Source organism: Stenotrophomonas sp. As-7 (genome assembly GCF_030291015.1).
Taxonomy (GTDB): Bacteria; Pseudomonadota; Gammaproteobacteria; order Xanthomonadales; family Xanthomonadaceae; genus Stenotrophomonas; species Stenotrophomonas lactitubi.
Genome location: NZ_CP127405.1, coordinates 1,917,650 through 1,939,567, shown reverse-complemented (window position 1 = coordinate 1,939,567; position 21,918 = coordinate 1,917,650). Strand labels below are relative to the sequence as shown.

Genomic DNA, 21,918 nt, shown 5'->3' with positions numbered 1-21,918 from the left:
CATGCCTGCGGCGGCGCCGTCGCTCCCTGGCGAGGCACCGGGGTCGTGGCCGGGCGCGGTCATTGCGTGCTCCCGGCCTTCTCTGCCGGCTTGGCCGAGGTGGCTACCGTCTTTGCCTTGGCCTTCGGATCGGCGATCACCTGCACCGCCGTGCCATCGCGCAGGGCGACCTTGCCGGCGGTGACGATCTGGTCGCCAGCGGCCAGGCCCTCACGGATTTCCACCCACGGTCCTTCGGCATAACCGAGCTTGACCGGCACCCGCGCGACCTTGCCCTCGCGCACCCGGAACACCGCCGGCTCGCCATCGTCCAGCAGTGCCAGGCGCGGCACCACCAGCGCATCGGCACGCTGGTCGTAGTCGATGCGGATGCGGCCGAACATGCCCGGCTGCAGCGACTGCGCGGCGCCATCGAAGGCGCTGACCACACGGAAGGTGCCACTGCCCGAATCGACCACTGGCGCGATGCGGTCGACGACACCGGTGAAGGTCTGGCCCGGCAGCGCATCGGCCGACAACGTGACCGGCTGGCCTGCGCGCAACGTCGCCAGCTCACGCTCGGGCACGTTGAGGGTGGCTTCCAGCCGCGAGTTGTCGACGATGCGGAAGATCGGCGTGTTGATCTGCACGAAGTTGCCGGTCTTGATCGAACGCGAGGCGATCACGCCGGAAATCGGTGCGACCACGGTGGTGTACGACAATTCCAGCGTGGCCAGGCGGTACTGGGCGCGCACGTTTTCCAGGTCGTAGCGCAACTGGTCGACGCTGGCCGCACTGACCAGCTGCTGGGCGACCAGCTTCTGCGCACGCTGATAGTCGTTTTCCAATTTGCGCATCTGCGCTTCGCTCTGCGCTACGGCCAGGCGCGCGCGGTCCGGATCCAGGCGAACCAGCGGCTGTCCGGCGCTGACCCGCTGCCCTTCCTCGACCAGCACTGCCAAGGCAACGCCCGAGGTCTTGGCAACCACCTGCGATTCGGCGCGCGGCTCCAGTGCTGCGGTTCCGGTGTAGCTGGCGGCCACCGCGCGATGGCTGGCCACGGCCACTTCCACCGGCACCGCCTCGACCTTCTTCTCGTCCTTGGTCTCGGCCGCCTTGGCCTCGTTGTTGGGCCCAGCGGCGCAGCCGCTCAGCAGCAGGGAGGTGGAGAGCAGCAGCGCGGCAGCGCAGAGTCCGCTGCGGGGGCCGAGCAGGAAGGTTTGGTGCGACATCGTCAGATCCCTAGAGGATGCGTGGGCAGGTGTGGTAGCAAAGTAATGCACCACTTCACGGCAACACCATATCCCAAAGGTCATGGTGTCTTCACGCCGCCGGTCGGGCCGACCCCATTTCAGCTAGATGAAACCTGAGGCTATACTCGGGTCGTTCCGTACCCCACGCCGGAACGACCAGACCCGAATCCCCGGAAAAGACACCATGCGCCCGCAGCCGCTCGCCGCTTGTCTCGCTCTGGCCGTCCTCCTGCCCCTCGGGGCCGCCGCACAGCCCGCTCCTGCTTCTGCTCCTGCAGCACCCGCCCCGGCACCGGCTACGGCCCCTGTGCCGGCGGCCGCCACGCCCACCGGCAGTTTCGACAATGGCCGTGTGCTGGCCTATACCTGCCAGGGGTGCCACGGCATCACCGGTTACAAGAACGCCTACCCCAGTTACCGGGTACCGAAGATCGGTGGCCAGACCCAGCAGTACCTGACCCAGGCCCTGACCGAGTACCGCCAGGGCAAGCGCCGGCATCCAACGATGCAGGCGCAGTCGATGAGTTTCAGCGAACAGGAGATCGCCGATCTCGCTGTTTACCTGTCCACCGTCAAGTAAGGCCCGCCCATGTCGAAAGCCGCGCATCCACTGCGTCACGCCATCGCCCTGTCCGTCGCCCTGCTGCTGGCGGCCTGCTCGCAGTCACAGGTGGAGAACAGCGAGAAATCCGCCGGCGATCCCGGCCATGCCAGCGGCGAGCACGGATCGTCTTCATCCGCTGGCCTGCCTACCGGGCGTGAAGCCGCCGGTGAGGCCCGCGCCAAGGTCAAGAGCAAGGCCACCAGCCAGAGCTGCATCGATTGCCACGGTGCCGACGGCAATGCGCCGATCGATCCGACCTATCCGAAGCTGGGTGGGCAATATGGCGATTACCTGGCGCATGCGCTGCAGGCCTACCGTGCCGGTGACCGCCAGCACGCGTTGATGACTCCGCAGGCGAAGGACCTGAGCGATCAGGACATCGCCGATCTGGCGGCGTACTTCGGCAGCCGCACGAGCCAGCTGCGGGATCTGCACGGGGTTAAATGACCGCGCTGCGCGGATCGTGACTGCTGCTGCAATCTGATGCGTTCATGAGCGTTACTTTTCTTTGCGCGCAAAGAAAAGTAACCAAAAGAAACGCTCCGCCATCCGCGAGCCGGTGCTACGCACCGGTACCCTGCGGTGCTCGGCTCGCTACAAGGCGGAATCAGATCAGAAGCCACAGCCGCTCGCCAAGGCGAGACGGCCGTCCGATCAGCCTTCCAGCTCTTCCCAGCGCGCGTACGCGGCGTCCAGTTCGGCCTGCACCTTGGCCAGCTGCTGGGTGTGCGCGGTCACTTCGGCGCTGCTGCGCGTGTAGAACGACGGATCGTTCATCGCTGCAGTCAGGCCTTCAACATCGCCTTCGAGCTTTTCGATCGTCTTCGGCAGCTGTTCCAGCTCGCGCGCTTCCTTGTAGGCAAGCTTGCGCTTGGGCGCAGCCGGTTCCGCAGCCGCAGCCGCCACCGGCGCAGCGGCAGCGGGCTTGACCGCGGCAACCACCGCAGGCGCTGCGGCCACACTGGCCGCGTAACGCTGCCAGTCGCTGTAGCCACCCACGTACTCACCGATCACGCCATCGCCTTCCATCACCAGGGTGGAGGTCACCACGTTGTCGATGAAGTCACGATCATGGCTGACCAGCAGCAAGGTGCCGTTGTATTCGCCCAGCAGCTCTTCCAGCAGCTCCAGGGTTTCCACGTCCAGGTCGTTGGTCGGTTCGTCCATCACCAGCAGGTTGGACGGCTGCGCGAACAGCTTGGCCAGCAGCAGGCGGTTGCGCTCGCCACCGGACAGGCGGGTGATCGGCGCGCGCGCACGCTCGGGGGTGAACATGAAGTCCTGCAGGTAGGCATGCACGTGCTTGCGCTTGCCGTTGAACTCGAGGAAATCGCGGCCTTCGGCCACGTTCTCGATCGCGCTCCAGTCTTCGCGCAGCACCGCACGGTACTGGTCGAAGTACGCAACCTGCAGGTTGGTGCCGGCGTTGACCTCACCCTTCTGCGGCTGCAGTTCGCCCAGCAGCAGCTTCAGCAGCGTGGTCTTGCCACTGCCGTTGGGGCCGATCAGGCCGATGCGGTCGCCACGCAAAATGGTGGTGGAGAAATCACGGACCATCGTGCGATCGCCGAAGGCGAACGAGATGTCCTTGATGTCGATGACCTTCTTGCCCGAGCTCATGCCCTGGGCCGCTTCCATCTTGACGTTGCCACTGAGGTCGCGGCGTGCGGAGCGCTCGTTGCGCATCGCCTTCAAGCGGCGCACGCGGCCTTCATCACGGGTGCGGCGGGCTTTGATGCCCTGGCGGATCCACACTTCTTCCTGCGCCAGCAGCTTGTCGAATCGCGCGTTTTCCTGCGCCTGCGCATTGAGGCGTTCTTCGCGACGGCGCTCGTAGTTGGCCCAGTCACCCGGCCAGCTGGTGACCTGGCCGCGATCGATCTCGACGATGCGGGTGGCCAGCGCGCGCAGGAAGCGGCGGTCATGGGTGACGAACACCACGCTGCCGTTCCAGTTCTTGAGGAACATTTCGAGCCAGTCGATGGCTTCGATGTCCAGGTGGTTGGTCGGTTCGTCCAGCAACAGCAGGTCGGGGCTGGATACCAGCGCACGGCCGAGCAGCACGCGGCGCTTCATGCCGCCGGACAGGCGCGCGAACTCCGCGTCGCCATCGAGATCGAGCTTGGTCAGCGTTTCGCTGACGCGCTGGTCCAGGCCCCAGCCGTTGGCGGCATCGATCTTCGCCTGGACGTTGCCCAGCGCTTCGCCATCGAATACTTCGGCGTGGCTGAGGTGATGGAATTCGGCGAGCCATTGGCCCAGTTCGCCTAGGCCATCGGCGACGACGTCGAACACGCTGCCGGCGGCGCCGTGCGGCACTTCCTGCTCCAGGCGGGTCACGCGCACGCCCTGCTGCACGCGCACTTCGCCGTCATCGGGCTTGTGGTCGCCGGACAGCAGCTTGAGCAGGGTCGATTTGCCGGCGCCATTGCGGCCGATCAGGGCGATACGCTCGCCCGGCTCGATCGACAGTTCGGCTTTTTCCAGCAACAGCGGGCCGCCGACGCTGAAGTCGACGTTTTGCAGAGTAATCAGAGGCATCCGACCATTGTAGCGGGTTGCGGGGCTTGGCCGGGCGGCGCCCGGCACCCGCGGGGCAACGGCCGCAGCAACAGCAACAGCCTGAAGCGGGCTTGCAGTGGGATGGCGGGGTGATGTGGGGCTGCAGGACACGCCGTAAACCCCTCCATGGGGGCTCGATGGCGCCATCCATGGCGCCAACGGTCCTGCAGCCCCACATCACCCCGCCTCAGACAGTTTCCCGCTGCTGTCGGTAGGTGTCGACCTTGGTCGACACGTAGATCCACGCCATGCGTGGATGATCGCTGCAGGATCCATCAATGGATGCAATCGACTGGATTGCGGCGGATTACTCCACTTCCCCCAACAACGCCTGCAAACCCGGCAACCATCGCTTGCCGGGGTGGCGTACCAGCCACAGCGTGCGCTGCAGGGCGGGTAGCGGGGTTTCCAGAATGCGCAGGCGGCCCAGGGCCAGCGGTTCTTCCAGGGCGTGGCGGGACAGGCAGGCCAGGCCGAGGCCGGCGATGGCGGCCTGCTTGATGGCTTCGGTGTTGCCCAGCTGCAGCGCCTGCGCGAAGCCGCGCAGATGCGGCAGCAGCGCCTGTTCAACGGCCTCGCGGGTGCCTGAACCGGGTTCGCGCAGCAGCCAACGCGCTGCGCGCAGTTCATCCAGCGACCAGCGCGGAGGCGCATCCGCCGCTGCCACGATCACCAGCGGATCCTGCTGCCAGGCGGTCACCTGCAGCCCGCGCTCGTGGCACGGGCCTTCGATCAGGCCGGCGTCGACGTCCAATCGTTGAACGGCTGCCACCACGCCCGCGCTGTTGTCGATGCGCAGGTCGACCTCGGCCTGCGGTGCCTGCCGCAGCAGGTCGGCAATACGCGGCGGCAGCAGATAGTTGCCGATGGTGGTGCTGGCCGCCAGTACCAGCCGCAGTGGTGCGCCTTGGGCCGGGTCACCGCCCGCCGCCAGTTGCCGCTCCAGATCGGCGGCATTGACCAGCAGCGCGCGCGCCGGTTCCAGCAATGCCCGGCCGTGGCCATTCAACGCCAGGCGACGGCCGATGCGGTCGAACAGCGGCGTGCCGAAATGCGCCTCCAGTTCCTGCAGCGCGGCGCTGCTGGCCGATTGCGAGAGGGCGATGGCCTGGCCGGCAGCCGTGGTGCTGCCGTGATCGGCGATGGCGACGAAGACCTGCAGTTGGCGAAGGGTCAGGCGCACATTCAACCTGCTAAATAGGTAATTTTCACCAATATTATTCGTTTTACAGGTCAATGTGGCGAGCGCACGCTGGCATGGCCTCTCCAGACCCTTCCACTGCCATGAACGCCCCCGCTCTCTCCTCCTGGTCCCTGCCTGCCCTGCGCCAGCGCTGGCAGCCACGGCTGCCCGGCCTGCTGCTGGTCGGCCTGGTCGCGGCCGCTTCGCTGTATCTGGCCGAGCTGCCCTGGCTGCAGGCGCACGGCCTGAGCGCGCTGACCGTGGCGATCGTCGCTGGCATCGTGGTCGGCAACACGTTCTATCCACGGCTGGCTCCTGCCAGCGCGGCGGGCGTCGGCTTCTCCAAGCATTGGCTGCTGCGCGCGGGCATCGTGCTGTACGGCCTGCGGCTGACCTTCCAGGACATCGGCCACGTCGGCGTGGCCGGCGTGCTGATGGACGTGCTGGTGGTGGCGAGCACCTTCGGCCTGGCCTGCTGGCTGGGCGTGCGCGTGTTCAAGATGGAGCGCGAGGCCGCCATGCTGATCGGTGCCGGCAGCGCGATCTGCGGTGCGGCCGCCGTCATGGCCGCCGAACCGGTGGTGCGCGGCCGTGCTGCGCAGGTGACGGTGGCGGTATCGACGGTGGTGGTGTTCGGCACGGTGGCGATGTTCCTGTATCCCGCGCTGTACGCGCTGGTGCAGGCACATGGCTGGCTGGCGATGGACGCACAGCAGTACGGCCTGTTCACCGGCGCGACCGTGCACGAGGTCGCACAGGTGGTCGCCGCCGGACGCGCGGTGAGCGAGCCAGCCGCCGATACCGCTGTCATCACCAAGATGGTGCGGGTAATGCTGCTGGCACCGTTCCTGATCGCGCTGTCGCTGTGGCTGGCGCGTGGCGGCAAGGCGGCGGCGGACGGTGGCAAGGCCCGGATCGTGGTGCCGTGGTTCGCGTTCGGTTTCGTGGCGGTTGCCGGCCTCAATTCGCTGCACCTGCTGCCGGCCGGGCTGCAGGCAGCGCTGGTACAGCTGGATACGGTGCTGCTGGCGATGGCGATGGCCGCACTGGGCCTGACCACCCACGTCTCGGCCCTGCGCCAGGCCGGCCTGAAGCCGCTGCTGCTGGCGCTGATCCTGTTCGGCTGGCTGCTGTTCGGCGGCCTGGCGATCCACCAGGGTGTGCTGGCGGTGCTGGGCTGAGCGACCCTCCCCGCTTGCCGGGACCATCGGCAGGTCGTACAAGAACGTCCCCTGTGCTGCACTGGATGGACGCCATGAGCATCAATGACTTTCCAAACTTCCGCTACCACCCGGACCCGGTTGCGACGGGCAACGTGGGGCCGTCCTCGGCTGCCTGCAGGGTCTGCCAGCAAGCGCGTGGATACGTGTACCTGCGCGATGCCATCCACGCAGGGCGCGAAGATTATTCAGAGCAGATCTGCCCTTGGTGCATTGCCGATGGCCGTGCAGCGTCGGCACTGGGTGTGGCATTTGCCTGCAGTCTGGACGTCGACCAAGAAGTACCCGAAACCGCTTTGGAAGAGCTGTCCCTGCGCACGCCAGGCTATGTCAGCTTTCAAGGGGAAAAATGGCTGGCACATTGCAGCGATGTCTGCCGCTTCCTGGGCGACGCCACCATGGAACAGGTGAGTCAGGCCTCGGCAGCGACCATCGCGGCATGGTGCACGACCAATGACGCCGACAAAGCGGTTTGGCTGGAGCTCGCCAGCGACTACGTGCCCGGTGCAGATATCGGCTTCTACACGTTCGAGTGCCTGCACTGCGGCCTGATCCAGTTCCATGTTGACGCGGCCTGAGTCTCCTCCTGCTCCTGTCCAACGTGGATCGTTAGACTCGGGGCATGCCCGTATCTCCCACCCTGCTGCCGATCCCGTTGCGCCTGCTGGATGATCGCTATGGGCCGGGCAACGTCGACGAAGCCGAAGACACGCTGATCGGGATCGTGCAGGCGGTGATGGGCGAGCAGGCGACCTGTTCGTTCGACTTCGATACACAGCACGCCAACCCGTGGTTCCACCAGCTGCTGCTGGAGCCCACGGCTGCGGGAAAGCCGGCCACCCCGGAGCAGTTGCAGGCGATGGCTGATCGGCTGGTGGCCCTCGGACTGGCCTGAGGGGACGCTCGGCCAAGGTGCCGACCAAGGTCGGCCGCTACCGGGCGCCCCTCAATCGTGAACGGCGGCGGGACCGGGCGCGCGCACAGGTACAATGCGCCATGACTGATTTCTCGACCCTGCCGCTGAGCCCGGCCCTGCAGCCCGGCCTGGATGCCCTCGGCTACACCACCCTCACGCCGATCCAGGCGCAGAGCCTGCCCGCCATCCTCGATGGCCGCGATGTCATCGCCCAAGCCCCGACCGGCAGCGGCAAGACCGCCGCCTTCGGCCTGGGCCTGCTGCAGTCCATCGACCCCAGCCTGATCCGCGTACAGGCGCTGGTGCTGTGCCCCACCCGCGAGCTGGCCGACCAGGTGGCCAAGCAGATCCGCAAGCTGGCCACCGGCATCCCCAACCTGAAGCTGTTGCTGCTGACCGGCGGCACGCCGCTCGGCCCGCAGCTGGCATCGCTGGAAAGCCACGACCCGCACGTGGTGGTCGGCACGCCCGGCCGCGTACAGGAACTGGCGCGCAAGCGCGCACTGAATCTGGGCGCCGTGCGAACGCTGGTGCTGGACGAAGCCGACCGCATGCTCGACATGGGCTTCGAGGAACCGATCCGTGAGATCGCCGGCCGCACCCACCGCGATCGCCAGAGCCTGCTGTTCTCGGCCACCTTCCCCGACACCATCCGCGCCATGGCCCGTGACCTGCTGCGTGATGCCGTGGAAGTGACCGTGGAAGGCGCCGACCAGGCCCCGGCCATCCGCCACCTGTTCTGCGAGGTCGAACCGGCACACCGGCAGAAGGCGCTGGCCGGCCTGCTGCTGAAGTACACGCCCGAATCAGCCGTGGTGTTCTGCAACACCCGCAAGGACGTGGACGAAGTGGCCAACTCGCTGCAGCAGTTCGGCTTCTCCGCGCTCGCCCTGCATGGCGACATGGAGCAGCGCGACCGTGAGGAAGTGCTGCTGCGCCTGGCCAACCGCAGCTGCAACGTGCTGGTTGCCAGCGACGTCGCCGCACGCGGGCTGGATGTGGAAGAGCTGGCCGCGGTGATCAACTACGAGCTGCCGACCGACGTCGAGAGCTACCAGCACCGTGTCGGCCGTACCGGTCGTGCCGGCGCCAGTGGCCTGGCGATCAGCCTGGTGGCGGGCCGCGAAAAGAACCGCGCCGACGCCATCGAAGCGCAGCGCGGCGAGCCGCTGGACTGGCAGAAGACGCCGCTGGCGACGTCGCGCCCGGCCGAGCTGCCGCAGGCGGCGATGCGCACCCTGCGTATCGATGGCGGCAAGACCGACAAGCTGCGCGCGGGCGACATCCTCGGCGCACTCACCGGCGACGCCGGCCTGTCGGCCAAGTTCATCGGCAAGATCGCGATCTTCCCGACCCGCTCCTATGTGGCAATCGCCCGCGAGCAGGTCAACAAGGCGGTGGCGAAGCTGGAAGCCGGCAAGATCAAGGGCCGACGATTCCGCGTGCGGATGATGTGATTGAAGGAGCGCTGCCAATCGCGGTTGGCAGCGACATGACCTGGTAGTGGCCAACCTTGGTTGGCCCATCCATCCGGTGCCAACCAAGGTTGGCAGCTACCGGTTTGCCGCGATTCGCTAGGGTAGATGCCAACCTTGGTTGGCACCTGCGAAATCAGAACACCAGTTCGGTGTGCAGCGGCAGATCCGCTTCCCAGCGGCCACGGCCACCCAGGCCGTCCAGCTCGACCAGCACGCCGGCGCCGACGACTTCCACGCCCAGGCGGCGCACCAGCGACAACGCAGCAACCAGCGTACCGCCGGTTGCCAGCACGTCATCGATGATCGCCACGCGCGCACCGGCCGGCAACGCGTCGGCATGCACTTCAATGCAGTCGCTGCGGTATTCCAGGGTGTATTCCTCGCGCAGCACCTTGCCCGGCAGTTTGCCCGGCTTGCGCACCGGCACGAAGCCGACGCCCAGTTCCAGTGCCATGGCCGCGCCCAGAATGAAGCCACGCGATTCGATGCCGACCACCGCGTCCAGCTTCTGCCCGCGCCAGCGATCGGCCATCGCTGCGATCGCGCCACGGAAGTCCTCGCTGTGGGCGAGCAGCGGCATGATGTCCTTGAACAGGATGCCCGGCTTGGGGAAGTCGGCGATGTCGCGCAGGCGCGAGGCCCACTGCGGAGCGACGATGGCGTCGGTCATGGCGATTCGGTTGTCTGATGGCGGCATAGGGTACCTGTTCCGGGCGCCGGCTGCCTGTTGAGGGGTTCGGCCGGGCTGCGCCCGGCACCTGCAGAGACTTTCAAGCCAAGCCAAGCAACGGCAACGGCGTGCATTCCGTGGGATGGCGGGGCACTGTGGGTCTGCGGGGGCGCCGTGAATCCGTCCATGGAGGCTTGGTCGCCGCATCCATGCGGCTCACACCCCGCAAACCCACAGTGCCCCGCCTTCGACAGTTTGCCGGTAGCCAGTAGATCCACGCCATGCGTGGATGAATCTCCATCGAAATCGAATATTTCGAGAATTGAACGAAGAGCATCCACGCATGGCGTGGATCTACCGTGTCGACCAAAGTCGACACCTACCCACAGCAGCGGGAATCTGTCGGAGGTGGGGCGGTGTCGGAGTGCGGCGTGTCAGCCGCATGGGCCCGACGCATGCGTCGGGCGGGTTGGGCAGGACGCCCAACCCCGGTCTTGCCGTGTGCGCAGGAGCGCGCACACGAGCAAGCGGCTGCCAAGCCTACAAGGAAGTACTTGCGGCGTCCCCGCACTCCGACACCGACCCGCCAAACCACGGAATCCAGCTTTTGCTCTGGCTGTTGACCTGGCCTCTGCAGGTGCAGGACGCAGCCCTGCCAAAACCCACCCTCAGGAACTGCAGGACAGCATCGAACAGCCGGCGCGATTGTCGGCCCACGCCGGGCGCTTGCCGGCGTAATGCTCCAGCCCCGGGCGTTCGGTGTACGGATCACGCAGTACGTCCTGCAGGGCGTGCACACCGCCCAGGTCGCCCTGCTCGGCGCGGTCGATTGCTTCCTGTGCCAGCCAGTTGCGCAGCACATACAGCGGATTGGCTGCGCCCATCTTCGCGAACCGCTCTGGTGCCGACAGTGGATCGGCACGCAGTCGGGCCGCGTAATCCTGCAGCCACTGCTGCAGAGGTTCCTGCACCGCGTGCTGCCGCTCGGGGTCGTAGAAGACTTCGGCCAGTACTCCCGCATCGGGTGTATTGGCATCGATGCGCATCAGCGCACGCCATGTCAGGGTCATGTCCATGCCACCGTCCTGCATCAGCTGCTGCCAACGCTGGAAGAGCTGCAGATCGGCATCGTCGGCCGCCGCCAGACCCAGCTTGGCCGCCACATCGCGACGGGTGCACGCAACAAAGGTCGCCTGGTAGGCGGCCAGCCCTGCCTGCAGCGGCTGCACGTCGGCGAACAACGGCGACAGCGCCTGTGCCAGACGGCTGAGGTTCCAGTACGCCACCTGCGGCTGGGTGCCGAAACGATAGCGACGCCCCTGCGCATCGGTGGTGTTCGGCGTCCAGTCCGGATCGAAGTCTTCGACCCAGCCATAGGGGCCGTAGTCCAGGGTCACGCCGAGCACCGAGAGGTTGTCGGTGTTCATCACCCCATGCACGAAACCGACGCGCATCCAGTGCGCGATCATCTCTGCGGTGCGCACGGCGATCTGTGCGAACCAGTCGCCATAGAGCGCTTCGCCCTGCCCTTTCAGTTCCGGGAAATCGCGGGCGATGCAGGCGTCGACCATCTGCTTCAACAATGCGGTCTCGCCACGTGAAGCAGGCAGTTCAAACGAACCAAAACGCAGGAACGAGGGCGATACCCGGCAGACGATCGCGCCGGGCTCCGCACGCGGATGACCGTCATAGAACATGTCGCGCACCACGTCCTCGCCGGTGCCGACCAGCGACAGGGCGCGGGTAGTCGGCACGCCGAGGTGATGCATCGCCTCGCTGCACAGGAATTCACGGATCGACGAGCGCAGCACCGCACGGCCGTCGGCCCCGCGCGAGTACGGCGTTGGCCCGGCGCCCTTCAACTGCAGTTCCCAGTGCCTGCCATCGGCGCCGATCAACTCGCCCAGCGAGATGGCGCGACCATCACCCAGCTGCCCGGCCCAGTGCCCGAACTGGTGGCCTCCATAGTTGGCCGCCCACGGCTGCATGCCCGCATACAGCGCGTTGCCAGCGAACACCTGGGCGAAGCCTTCATCATCGACCTGCGCAGGATCGAACCCGAGCATCGCGGCAACCTCCGGCGACCACGCCAGCAGCACCGGCGCTGCTACAGGTGTCGGCATCACCGGCGACCAGGCCGCACCCAGCACTTCGCGCCGGCGCGGGCCGGACTCGGGATCGCCCGGCAGCAGAGTCAGCAGGCGGTTGTCGAACTGGGGAGCCGTGGTATCCATGAGCACAGCATGGGGGCGAGGACGGCCGTCCTCAATCGCCGCGCAGGGCCTGCAATGCCCCACCGTGCGCCTCGGCACGCTGGTAGGCCGGACGCTCGCCGATGCGCTTGAGGAAGCCACGCAACGCCGGCTTGTCGTCCAGCCCGCCGCCGCGTGCGGCCGCTGCCTGGATCGGGAAGCTCATCTGGATGTCCGCGGCGGTGAAGCGCTCGCCGGCAAACCACGGGCTTTCGGCCAGACGCCGCTCCATCCAGTCCAGATGCAGGCGTCGTTGCGGGCCGACGAAACCGCGCTCGGCCTTGTCGGCGATGCTGCGGGCGATCGGCCGCGCGAAGAACGGCATCGGCGCGCTGCGGATGCGGCTGATCACCAAGGTCAGCAGCATCGGCGGCATCGCCGAGCCTTCTGCATAGTGCAGCCAGTAGCGGTAATCGATGCGCTCTTTGCCGTCGGCCGGTACCGGCGACGGCGACAGCTGCCGATGCACGTCGTAGCGGTCAGCCAGGTAGTCGAGAATGGCGCCGGATTCGGCGAGGATGAGATCGCCATCCTGCAGCACCGGCGCCTTGCCCAGCGGATGCACCTGGCGCAGTTCCGGCGGCGCCAGCATCGTCTTCGGGTCGCGCGGGTAGCGGCGCAGCTCGTAGTCCAGCCCCAGCTCCTCCAGCATCCACAGCACGCGCAGCGAACGGGAGTTTTCCAGATGATGGACGATGCGCATGGGGACGATCCTTGGGGAGGCCTGCATCGTACCGTGCCGGGTGCATGCCCTTTGTAGAGCCGGGCCTGGCTCGACGCTACAGGAAGCCCATAACGAAAAACGCCGGGAGCTTTCGCTCCCGGCGTTCTGGCTACCAAACGGTAGCAGACGGATTAGACCGCCTGCACCTGGTCAGCCTGCATACCCTTCTGGCCCTGGACGGCGACGAAGGTAACCTTCTGGCCTTCCTGCAGGGTCTTGAAGCCGGTGCCCTGGATCGCGCGGAAATGCACGAACAGGTCCGGGCCGCTTTCCGGGGTGATGAAGCCGAAGCCCTTGGCGTCGTTGAACCACTTGACAGTGCCGGTCTGACGATCAGACATATTTACTAACTCCTGAAACACATGTTGAAAAAAATCGCAGCCACCGGGTATCGGGGCCGAGACTGAGTTGCAGGCGTTGGTAAAGCGGATCGATGAGCGGATCGTGAGATCAACTGCACCAGGCCACGATTCACGGTGACCCTAGCAAACACAGTGGGCCAGACGATACGCGTGTTTTGAGCAAAAAGCGATAGCCTTGATATTCAGCGACAAATGGCCTGTCCCTAGGCAGGGCAAGGGGTTGCACCAGATCGAGGCTAAACCCGGGCCCCCATTCAGGTTTTTCCTACCCTACACTGGGTAAATGACTGAAGCTGAAACCCGAGCTGAACCCCTGCTCCCCCGCATCTGGGTGGACGCAGATGCCTGCCCCGTCGTCATTCGCGACATCCTGTTCCGCGCCGCTGAACGGGTCGGTGTGGAACTGACCCTGGTCGCCAACCAGTGGATCCGCACCCCACCCTCGCGCTGGCTGCGCTCGATCCAGGTGCCGCAGGGACTGGACGTGGCCGACAGCGCCATTGTCGAACGGGTGGCCGCCGGCGACCTGGTGGTCACCCAGGACATCCCGCTGGCCGCCCTGGTGCTGGAGAAGAAGGGGGTGGCCCTGAACCCACGCGGCCAGCTGTACACCCCCAACAACATGGCCGAGCGGCTGTCGATGCGCAATTTCATGGAAGAACTGCGAGGCGCGGGCGTGCAGACCGGCGGACCGCCTCCTCTGGGCGCGCGCGACCGCCAGCTGTTCGCTGCCGAGCTGGACCGCTGGCTGGCGCGCCGCCCGAACAGGTGAATCCAGCTGCACCTCAGCCGGAAACGCTCAAGGTGCGCGCACTGCGGAAGCTGCGCCGCTGGCCCGTAAGCGGATCATCGAAGGCCAGTGCCTGCGCCAGCAGCTGCAACGGCGGCTCGCCCTCACCCTGCGGCCGGTCCTGCAGCTGCGGGTAGAACCCGTCGCCCAGGATCGGCGCACCGAGCGCAGCCATATGGACGCGCAGCTGATGCTTGCGTCCGGATTCCGGCACAAGCCGGTAGCGCCAGGCCGGGCCGTGCGCATCGATGACCTCGATACGGGTCCGCGCATTCGGTTCGCCGGGACCTTCGACCATACGGAAGAACGGCTCCCCTGGCTGCAGCCGGCTGTGCCGCTCCAGCGGAAACCGCAGATCGGGCAAGGCCGGTGCCAGCGCCTCATAAGTCTTCTCGATGCGGCGCTCACGGAACAGGCGCTGGTAGGCGTCGCGCGTTTCCGGCCGGGTGGAAAACAGCACCAGGCCGGCCGTCAGCCGGTCCAGCCGATGCAACGGCACCAGATCGGCGTTGCCGGTGCGTTCGACCAGGCGCGCCAACAGGGTTTCGCGCACGAAGGCACCGGCAGGCGCGGTCGGCAGGAAGTGCGGCTTGTCAGCCACCAGCAGGTGCGCATCGTGATGCAGGATGGTCTCCACGAAGGGAATCACCGGCTCGTCGGCCACTTCACGGAAGTAGCGGATCTCCAGCCCCACCTGCCACGGCATGTCGGCCGCCAGCGCCCTGCCCTGCGCGTCCTGCACCCGCCCCCGCGCGAAGCGGCTCTCCCACTGCAACCGGTCGATGCGCGGGAAGCGCGCGCACAGCCCCTCCAGCAGGGAAACCCAGTTACCGGGCGGCAGCTGCAGTCGGCTGGGCGTGGTCATGGCGCGGTCGTGGCGCTGTCGATCTGCAGCCGGCGCGGACGTGAACGGGACATACGACAGGGCAAGCCGGAAGAATCAGGGCGGCCAGCGTGCCACCGATCACGCCCTGCCGACACCCCCATACCGGACACCCCCGGGGCAAACCTCTATCATTGACGGTCTTTACCCCTCTGGATCTTCATGGCCCTCACCGCCACCATCCGCAAGGCCGAACTGCAGATCAGCGACATGGATCGCGGCTACTACGCGACCCACAACCTGACCCTGGCCCAGCATCCGTCTGAAACCGACGAACGCCTGATGGTGCGCCTGCTCGCCTTCGCGCTGAACGCTGGCGACCGCCTGGAGTTCGGCCGCGGCCTGAGTACCGACGATGAGCCCGACCTGTGGGAACACGACTACACCGGCGACATCCTGCAGTGGATCGACCTCGGCCACCCGGACGAGTCGCGCATCCGCAAGGCCAGCAACCGCAGCCGACAGGTGCAGGTGGTCAACTACGGCGGCAATGCGTCGGACATCTGGTGGCAGAAGCAGGGCAAGGGCCTGGCCCGCTTCGACAACCTGTCGGTGGTTGACCTGGACGGCGGATTCGTCGACCTGTGGGGCCAGCAGATCCAGCGTGCGATGCGCTGGAGCGTGCTGATCCAGGACGCCGAAGTGCAGCTGCTCAACGATCAGATGCAGCTGGACGTGATCCCCAACTGGCGCAAGCGCGCCAAGGCATGAGCACGATCCGCTGCGACGTGCTGGTGATCGGTGCCGGCGCAGCCGGGCTGATGACCGCGATCACGGCGGGCCAGCGAGGCCGGCATGTGCAGGTGATCGACCACGCCAACAAGATCGGCAAGAAGATCCTGATGTCCGGCGGTGGCCGCTGCAACTTCACCAATACCGGTACCACCCCGGCCAACTTCCTGTCGGCCAATCCGCATTTCTGCAAGTCGGCGCTGGCGCGTTACTCGCCCTACCACTTCATCGAGATGGTCGAGCGCCACGGCATCGCCTATCACGAAAAAGAGCTGGGCCAGCTGTTCTGCGATGTCTCGTCCAAGCAGATCGTGAAGATGCTGGTGGACGAGTGCCAGCAGGCCGGCGTACAGATCCGCACGCAGTGCAGCGTGGAGCGCATCGAGCACGGCACTGACGGCTTCCGCGTGCAGACCACGCACGGCCTGTTCCATTGCGCCTCGCTGGTGGTCGCCACCGGCGGCCTGTCCATTCCCAGCCTCGGTGCTACCGGGTTCGGCTACGAGATCGCGCGCCAGTTCGGCCACCAGCTGCTGCCCACCCGCGCCGGCCTGGTGCCGTTGACGCTCAGCGGCACCCACCAGGAGCGCCTGGCCGAGCTCAGCGGCGTCGCCCTGCCGGTCGAGGCCAGCTGCAACGGCACCAGCTTCCGCAACTTCATGCTGCTGACCCATCGCGGCGTCAGTGGCCCGGCCATCCTGCAGATTTCCTCGTTCTGGCAACCCGGTGACGCGCTGTCGCTGGATCTGCTGCCCGGCCAGGATGCCGCCGAATGGCTGCGCCAGATGAAGCGCGAACGCCCCGCCGCAGAACTGCGTACGGTGCTGGGCGATGTGCTGCCCAAGCGGCTGGCGCAGCGCCTGTGCGAGCACTGGCTGCCCGACCGCCCGGTACGCCAGCTGGACGAGCCCGACCTGCGCAAGGCAGCACAGGTGCTTTCAGCCTTCCCGCTGGTGGCCAGCGGCACCGAGGGCTACCGCACCGCCGAAGTCACCCTGGGCGGTGTCGATACCAACGAAGTCTCTTCGTCGACGCTGGAATCCAAGCGCGTGCCCGGCCTGCATTTCGTCGGCGAGGTGCTGGACGTGACCGGCTGGCTGGGCGGCTACAACTTCCAGTGGGCCTGGGCCAGCGGGCACGCGGCCGGCTGCGTGGTGTGAACCGCATCGCCGTTCCGGGCACGCAAGCGTTGCGCGCATGGACGCGCCGCCACGCATCGTGTATCTAGATTTGCAGATTGGGGAGCAGTGCATGCAGAACGCGAACGACATCACCATCCGCCTGCTGATCGTCGATGACAGCGGCGAGAACGCCGAAGCCATCGTCAGCACCCTGCGCAACAGCGGCATCGCCGTGCGCCCATGGCGTCCGCAGGACTCGGCCGAGCTGTCGCAGGTACTGGCCAGCCAGGCGATCGACCTGGTGCTGGCGGCGCCCTCGCAGAGCATCCCGCTGCCACTGGTGGCCCAGCACATCGCCGCCAGCGGCAAGGACATCCCGCTGGTGCTGCTGGCCGAGCGCATCGACGAGGACGAACTGGTACAGGCCAGCAGCAACGGGGTTCGCGCCCTCGCCCTGCGCCAGCGCGCCGAACACCTGCTGGCGGTGGTCCGCGACCAGTGGGTCGACCTGCAGGCACGCCGCGGCCTGCGCCGGATCGAAGCGCAGATGCGCGAGACCGAGCGTCGCTGCGACGCGCTGATCGCCTCGTCGCGTGAACCGATTGCCTATGTCCACGAAGGCATGCACATCCGCGCCAACGATGCCTACCTGGAGATGTTCGGTTACGAGGATTTCGAGGAGGTCGAAGGCATCTCGCTGCTGGACATGGTCGCCGCCCAGCACGTGGATGATTTCAAGCAGCTGCTGAAGTCACTCAGCCGCGGCGAAGCGCCACCACCGCAGTACCAGCTCGACGCCCGCCACCAGGACGGCAACGCTTTCCCGGCGACGATGGAGTTCACCGCAGCCACCTACGAGGGCGAATCCTGCCTGCAGGTGGTGTTCCGCCGGCGCATGGAATTCGACCCGGAGCTGGCACGCGAGGTCGAAGACCTGCGCCAGCGCGACCAGGTCACCGGCCTGCTCAACCGCCCGACCTTCATGCTGCAGGTCGAGGACGCGGTTGCACAGGCCGGGCGCAGCGAGGGTCAGTTCGGCCTGCTGATGGTCGAACCGGATCATTACGCGCGCCTGATCCCCGATATTGGACTGGCCTCGGCCGACGCCCTGATCGGCGCCCTCGCCGCCTTGCTGGCCGAGGTCGTTGGCGAGGATGCGCAACTGGCCCGCTTCGGCGAACACAGTTTCGCCGTGCTGCAGTCCGGTCCCTATGCACAGACCGTGGCACTGGCCGAGCGAATCCGCGAAGCCTACGCCGCGCACGTCTTCAGCATCGGCGCGCGCTCGGCCACGGTGACCGTCAGCATTGGCGGGGTGCAGGTGGGCGAGAAGATCGCCAGCATCGGCCAGGTGCTGGCGCGCGCCAGTGAATGTACACAGGCCGCTGCCGCGCTCGGCAATACCTGCCGTATCTTCGACCCGGCCGCTGTCGATCGCGTGGAAGAAGAGCGCGTGCAGCGCTGGGTCGCGCGTATCCGCGAGGCCTTGGCAGGCGATGGCTTCCAACTGCATTACCAGCCGGTGCTGAACCTGCAGGGCGAGTCGCTGGAGCTGTATGAAGCCTACCTGCGGCTGGAACACAACGGAGAGTTGCTGAGCCCGACCGCCTTCCTCGGCATTGCCGAAGAACACGGCCTGCTGGCGGACATCAACCGCTGGGTCGTCTCGCAGGCGATCACGGTACTGGGCGCGCGTGCGCGCGAGGGTCATCCGACGCAGATGCTGGTGAAGGTCACGCCGGAATCGTTCGACGATCCGAAGATGATCGCCACGCTGCGCCAGCAGTTGCAGGCACACGGCGTACCGGGCGAACGCCTGTGGCTGCATGCGCCGGAGTCAAAGGTGTTCACGCACCTGCGCAGCGCCCAGCAGTTCTTGGCGGAAGTAGCACCTCTCGGCTGCCGGATCGGTCTGGAGCAGTTCGGCTCGGGCCTGGATTCGTTCCAGCTGCTGGCCCACTTCCAGCCGCAGTTCCTCAAGCTCGATCGCGGCTTCACCAGCGACCTGGCCGCCACCCGCGAGAACATCGACCGGGTCAGCCAGATCACCGCACGCGCACAGGAAGCCGGCATCCGCACCATGGCCGAGTTCGTCAGCGACGCCAACTCGATGACACTGCTGTTCAGTGCCGGCGTGGATTACGTGCAGGGCGATTTCGTCGGCCCGGCAGCGCCGTCGATGAACTTCGAGTTCGGCTGATGCCTCTCTGTAGAGCCGAAGGCCGGCTTGCGCCGGCCTTTTTCCATCAGGTCAGATCGACCAGATTGGCGATCTTCACATCCGGGTTGACGTCGGCTTCGTAGTCGACGCCTTCGACACCGAAACCGAAAAGACGCAGGAAATCGGCCTTGTAGCCGGCCAGATCGCTGATCTCGTACAGGTTCTCGTTGGTCACCTGCGGCCACAGCGCCAGCACCTCACCCTGCACCTCGGCCGCCATTTCCTTGTAGTCGGCACGCAGGCGACCTTCTTCATCGATCAGAGCGACGGTGTGGCCCTCGCCATCGACGAGATCGTGACGCAGGCGATCGACCGCCACGCCATCGGCCTTGGCGCCGTACAGGATGTCGTACAACACGTCGAGCTGCTCGATGCAGCCTTCGTGAGTGCCCTTCTCCTTCATCACCTTGAACAGCAGCGACAGGTACAGCGGCATGGTCGGAATGGCCGAGCTGGCCTGGGTCACCACTGCCTTCAGCACCGACACGCGCGCATCGCCGCCGATCTTGGCCAGCTTCTCGCGCAGGCCCAGCACCTTGTCGTCCAGATCCTTCTTGGCGGCACCGATGGAACCATTCCAGTAGATCGCCTGGGTGATCTCTTCGCCCACGTAGGTGAAGGCCGTGGTGGTGCAGCCATTGGCCAGCACGCCGGCATCGGCCAGCGCGTCGATCCACATCTGCCAGTCCTCACCGCCCATCACCGCGACGGTGCCGGCGATTTCTTCCGGAGTCGCCGGCTGCAGGTGGGTCTCGGTCAGCACTTCCTTGTCGGTATCCAGGCCACGCAGGGTGATCGGCTCGCCGATCGGCTTCAGCGTGGAGCTGATGATCTCACCGGTCTTGGGGTGCTTGCGGCGCGGCGCAGCCAGGCTGTAGACCACCTGATCGACCTGGCCGAGATCGGCCTTGATCATCTCGATGGCCTTCGCCTTCACCTCGTCGGAGAACGCATCGCCGTTGATGCTCTTGGCATACAGGCCCGCTTCGTCGGCGTACTTGTGGAACGCCGCCGAGTTGTACCAGCCCGCCGTGCCCGGCTTGGTTTCACTGCCCGGACGCTCGAAGAAGATACCCAGGGTTGCAGCGCCACTGCCGAAGGCGGCGGTGATGCGCGCGGCCAGGCCGTAGCCGGTCGAGGCGCCGATCACCAGTACGCGCTTGGGGCCGTTCTGGATCGGCGGACGCGCACGGATGTAGTCGATCTGCTGCTTGACGGCGGCGTCGCAGCCGGTCGGATGGGTGGTGACGCAGATGAAGCCGCGGACGCGCGGTTTGATGACCATGAAGACCTCGGGTTGGCAGATGCGGCGCACGGGGCGCTCAGCAGGAATACGGGCACGCGTGTGCGCGCGAACCGCAGGATCGTAGTGCGCAGGGGCCGATTGCACAACCGACGCTGGCGTAGGGTGGTGGTGTTTTGCAGGGTTGCACCCTGCACCTGCAGAGGCAACGACAACGGCCGAAGCAACGTCAAAAGCTGGGGTACTGAGGGATGGCGGGGTGGGTCCGGTTGCGGGGGACGCCGTAAATACGTCCCTGTAGGCTTGGCCGCGGCATCCATGCCGCGGACACCCCCGCAACCGGACCCACCCCGCCTTCGACAGTCTTCCGCGATCTGTCGGAACAGCTCTTGGGGTCAGATCCGTTTTCCGAAGGAAAACGGATCTGACCCCAGAATTGTTTCGATGTCTGACAGATGTGTCGACCAAGGTCGACACCTACCCACAGCCGCGTGAACCTGTCAGGGGTGGGGCGGTGTGGGTGGGCAGGACCGTTGGCGCCATGGATGGCGCCATCGAGCCCCCAGGGATGGGTTTACGGCGTGTCCTGCCTACCCACACCGCCCCGCCCAACCACGGATACTCGCCTTTGACGTTGACGTTGCTCTGGCCTCAGCAGGTGCAGGGCTGCAAGCCCTGCCAACAAAAAACCCCGCTTGCGCGGGGTTCTCTGTGTACTGCGTGCAGCGGAGGCTTACGGACGACGCTCCAGGGCTTCGATGTCCTTGGCCTTGGGCAGCAGATCCTGCTTGGTCACGCGCAGGGCACCCACGGTCAGCATCGGCACGGCGACCAGGATCGAGGACAGCACCACGATCACCGCACCGATCATGTGCGTCTCGGCCAGGCCTTCCATCGAGCTGCCGCCGTACAGGTACAGCGCCAGCGCAGACAGGAAGAACATCACCGCAGTGATCACCGTACGCGACAGCGTCTGGTTGATCGAACGGTTCAGCACTTCCATCGGCTCCACGCGCAGGCTGCGGAAGTTCTCGCGGACACGGTCGAACACCACGATGATGTCGTTGATCGCAAAACCCATCACCGACAGCAGGCCGGCCAGCACGGTCAGGTCGAACTCACGGCCGAGCAGCGACACGTAGGCCACCGTCACGATCAGATCGAACATGGCCACGATGCTGGCGGTGACCGCGAACTTCCATTCGAATCGCACCGCGATGTAGATCAGGAAGCCGGCCAGCATGAAGATGGTGGCGTACAGGCCATTCATCGCCAGGTCCTTGCCGATCTGCGGGCCAACAAACTCGTTGCGCAGCACGGTGGCCTGGTTGTCCGCCGAAGAGACCGCCTTGACCACGGCCGCAGCAGTGGCCTTGTCCTCGGCAGACGCGCCACCGGTACCCGGAGCGTGTTCACCGTGCGGGGCCAGGCGGATCAGCAGATCGGTGTTGCCACCGACGCTCTGTACCTGGGCGCCGTCGAAGCCGTTCTGCTCAAGCTTGCTGCGGACGTCCTCGACGTCCACCGCATGCTCGAAGCGGGCTTCGATCAGGGTGCCGCCGGTGAAGTCCAGCGCGTAGTTGAAGCCCTTGAAGCCGATGATGCCGATCGATGCCAGGAACACGATGATCGTGACGACCATCGCGACATGGCGCCAGCGCATGAAGTCGATCTTGGTATCGTTCGGGAGGATGTGCAGCGGAAACAGTTTCATGTGCGTGTCGT

General features: G+C 66.2%; 20 protein-coding genes. 10 read left to right on the top strand and 10 right to left on the bottom strand.

The features are described from left to right. Positions 1 to 59: 59 nt before the first annotated feature. Positions 60 to 1,211 carry an efflux RND transporter periplasmic adaptor subunit gene (locus QP457_RS09160; protein ID WP_205406399.1) on the bottom strand — a complete coding sequence of 384 codons (1,152 nt, stop codon included), beginning with the start codon at positions 1,209 to 1,211 and terminating at the stop codon, positions 60 to 62. A gap of 205 nt (positions 1,212 to 1,416) precedes the next feature. On the opposite strand from QP457_RS09160, the gene QP457_RS09155 reads away from it, so the two are divergent. Together QP457_RS09155 and QP457_RS09150 are read left to right on the top strand one after the other, a co-directional pair. After that, positions 1,417 to 1,812 (top strand): c-type cytochrome, encoded by a 396-nt coding sequence (locus QP457_RS09155; protein WP_089240512.1) that lies wholly within the window; start codon positions 1,417 to 1,419, stop codon positions 1,810 to 1,812. Positions 1,813 to 1,821: 9 nt separating this feature from the next. Continuing rightward, positions 1,822 to 2,283 carry a cytochrome c gene (locus QP457_RS09150; RefSeq protein WP_205406398.1) on the top strand — a complete coding sequence of 154 codons (462 nt, stop codon included), beginning with the start codon at positions 1,822 to 1,824 and terminating at the stop codon, positions 2,281 to 2,283. Positions 2,284 to 2,490: 207 nt separating this feature from the next. Here QP457_RS09150 and QP457_RS09145 read toward each other — a convergent pair whose 3' ends face one another. Both QP457_RS09145 and QP457_RS09140 read right to left on the bottom strand, forming a co-directional pair. Beyond that, complete coding sequence (locus QP457_RS09145) at positions 2,491 to 4,377, bottom strand: ATP-binding cassette domain-containing protein (protein ID WP_205407021.1); 1,887 nt, start codon at positions 4,375 to 4,377, stop codon at positions 2,491 to 2,493. Positions 4,378 to 4,705: 328 nt separating this feature from the next. After that, positions 4,706 to 5,581, bottom strand: a complete 876-nt coding sequence (locus tag QP457_RS09140; protein WP_205406442.1) for a LysR family transcriptional regulator — start codon at positions 5,579 to 5,581, stop codon at positions 4,706 to 4,708. Positions 5,582 to 5,682: 101 nt separating this feature from the next. Here QP457_RS09140 and QP457_RS09135 point away from each other — a divergent pair, with 101 nt between their 5' ends. From QP457_RS09135 to dbpA, 4 genes are all read left to right on the top strand, one after another. Next, positions 5,683 to 6,762, top strand: coding sequence for a YeiH family protein (locus QP457_RS09135; RefSeq protein WP_205406441.1), 1,080 nt, complete (start codon positions 5,683 to 5,685; stop codon positions 6,760 to 6,762). A gap of 74 nt (positions 6,763 to 6,836) precedes the next feature. Next, positions 6,837 to 7,379, top strand: coding sequence for a CbrC family protein (locus QP457_RS09130; protein WP_180167491.1), 543 nt, complete (start codon positions 6,837 to 6,839; stop codon positions 7,377 to 7,379). Between the two features lie 44 nt (positions 7,380 to 7,423). Further along, positions 7,424 to 7,696, top strand: coding sequence for a hypothetical protein (locus tag QP457_RS09125; RefSeq protein ID WP_180167492.1), 273 nt, complete (start codon positions 7,424 to 7,426; stop codon positions 7,694 to 7,696). Positions 7,697 to 7,797: 101 nt separating this feature from the next. Beyond that, positions 7,798 to 9,174 (top strand): ATP-dependent RNA helicase DbpA, encoded by a 1,377-nt coding sequence (dbpA, locus tag QP457_RS09120; RefSeq protein ID WP_025875072.1) that lies wholly within the window; start codon positions 7,798 to 7,800, stop codon positions 9,172 to 9,174. A 154-nt stretch (positions 9,175 to 9,328) separates the two neighbouring features. Here the strand turns inward: dbpA and QP457_RS09115 are convergent, their stop codons facing one another. The 4 genes from QP457_RS09115 to QP457_RS09100 all read right to left on the bottom strand — a co-directional run bounded on the left by QP457_RS09115 (position 9,329) and on the right by QP457_RS09100 (position 13,182). After that, positions 9,329 to 9,865, bottom strand: a complete 537-nt coding sequence (locus tag QP457_RS09115) for an adenine phosphoribosyltransferase (protein ID WP_108265793.1) — start codon at positions 9,863 to 9,865, stop codon at positions 9,329 to 9,331. 668 nt (positions 9,866 to 10,533) lie between these two features. Beyond that, entirely contained in the window at positions 10,534 to 12,099 is a 1,566-nt protein-coding gene (locus tag QP457_RS09110; RefSeq protein ID WP_205404654.1) for a YdiU family protein, read from the bottom strand. A gap of 31 nt (positions 12,100 to 12,130) precedes the next feature. Further along, positions 12,131 to 12,820, bottom strand: coding sequence for a glutathione S-transferase (locus QP457_RS09105; protein ID WP_100465033.1), 690 nt, complete (start codon positions 12,818 to 12,820; stop codon positions 12,131 to 12,133). Positions 12,821 to 12,972: 152 nt separating this feature from the next. Further along, positions 12,973 to 13,182, bottom strand: a complete 210-nt coding sequence (locus QP457_RS09100) for a cold-shock protein (protein ID WP_025875108.1) — start codon at positions 13,180 to 13,182, stop codon at positions 12,973 to 12,975. 304 nt (positions 13,183 to 13,486) lie between these two features. Here QP457_RS09100 and QP457_RS09095 point away from each other — a divergent pair, with 304 nt between their 5' ends. Beyond that, the gene (locus QP457_RS09095; RefSeq protein WP_099821241.1) at positions 13,487 to 13,975 is read left to right on the top strand and encodes a YaiI/YqxD family protein; all 489 of its coding nucleotides are present in this window, start codon (positions 13,487 to 13,489) and stop codon (positions 13,973 to 13,975) included. A 13-nt stretch (positions 13,976 to 13,988) separates the two neighbouring features. On the opposite strand, the gene QP457_RS09090 is transcribed toward QP457_RS09095, so the two are convergent. Next, complete coding sequence (locus tag QP457_RS09090; RefSeq protein ID WP_205404656.1) at positions 13,989 to 14,858, bottom strand: pseudouridine synthase; 870 nt, start codon at positions 14,856 to 14,858, stop codon at positions 13,989 to 13,991. 180 nt (positions 14,859 to 15,038) lie between these two features. Here QP457_RS09090 and QP457_RS09085 point away from each other — a divergent pair, with 180 nt between their 5' ends. From QP457_RS09085 to QP457_RS09075, 3 genes are all read left to right on the top strand, one after another. Further along, on the top strand, positions 15,039 to 15,587 hold the full coding sequence (locus QP457_RS09085) for a YaeQ family protein (protein ID WP_025875114.1): 549 nt from the start codon (positions 15,039 to 15,041) through the stop codon (positions 15,585 to 15,587). Further along, a complete protein-coding gene (locus QP457_RS09080) occupies positions 15,584 to 16,768 on the top strand; it encodes an NAD(P)/FAD-dependent oxidoreductase (protein ID WP_089240490.1) in 1,185 nt (394 codons plus the stop codon). The genes QP457_RS09085 and QP457_RS09080 overlap by 4 nt, the downstream gene beginning before the upstream one ends. 91 nt (positions 16,769 to 16,859) lie before the next feature. After that, a complete protein-coding gene (locus tag QP457_RS09075; protein ID WP_205404657.1) occupies positions 16,860 to 18,929 on the top strand; it encodes an EAL domain-containing protein in 2,070 nt (689 codons plus the stop codon). 46 nt (positions 18,930 to 18,975) lie between these two features. Here the strand turns inward: QP457_RS09075 and fabV are convergent, their stop codons facing one another. Both fabV and secF read right to left on the bottom strand, forming a co-directional pair. Next, positions 18,976 to 20,235, bottom strand: a complete 1,260-nt coding sequence (gene fabV, locus QP457_RS09070; protein ID WP_180167510.1) for an enoyl-ACP reductase FabV — start codon at positions 20,233 to 20,235, stop codon at positions 18,976 to 18,978. Positions 20,236 to 20,926: 691 nt separating this feature from the next. Then, complete coding sequence (gene secF / locus QP457_RS09065) at positions 20,927 to 21,907, bottom strand: protein translocase subunit SecF (RefSeq protein WP_180167511.1); 981 nt, start codon at positions 21,905 to 21,907, stop codon at positions 20,927 to 20,929. Positions 21,908 to 21,918: the final 11 nt, after the last annotated feature.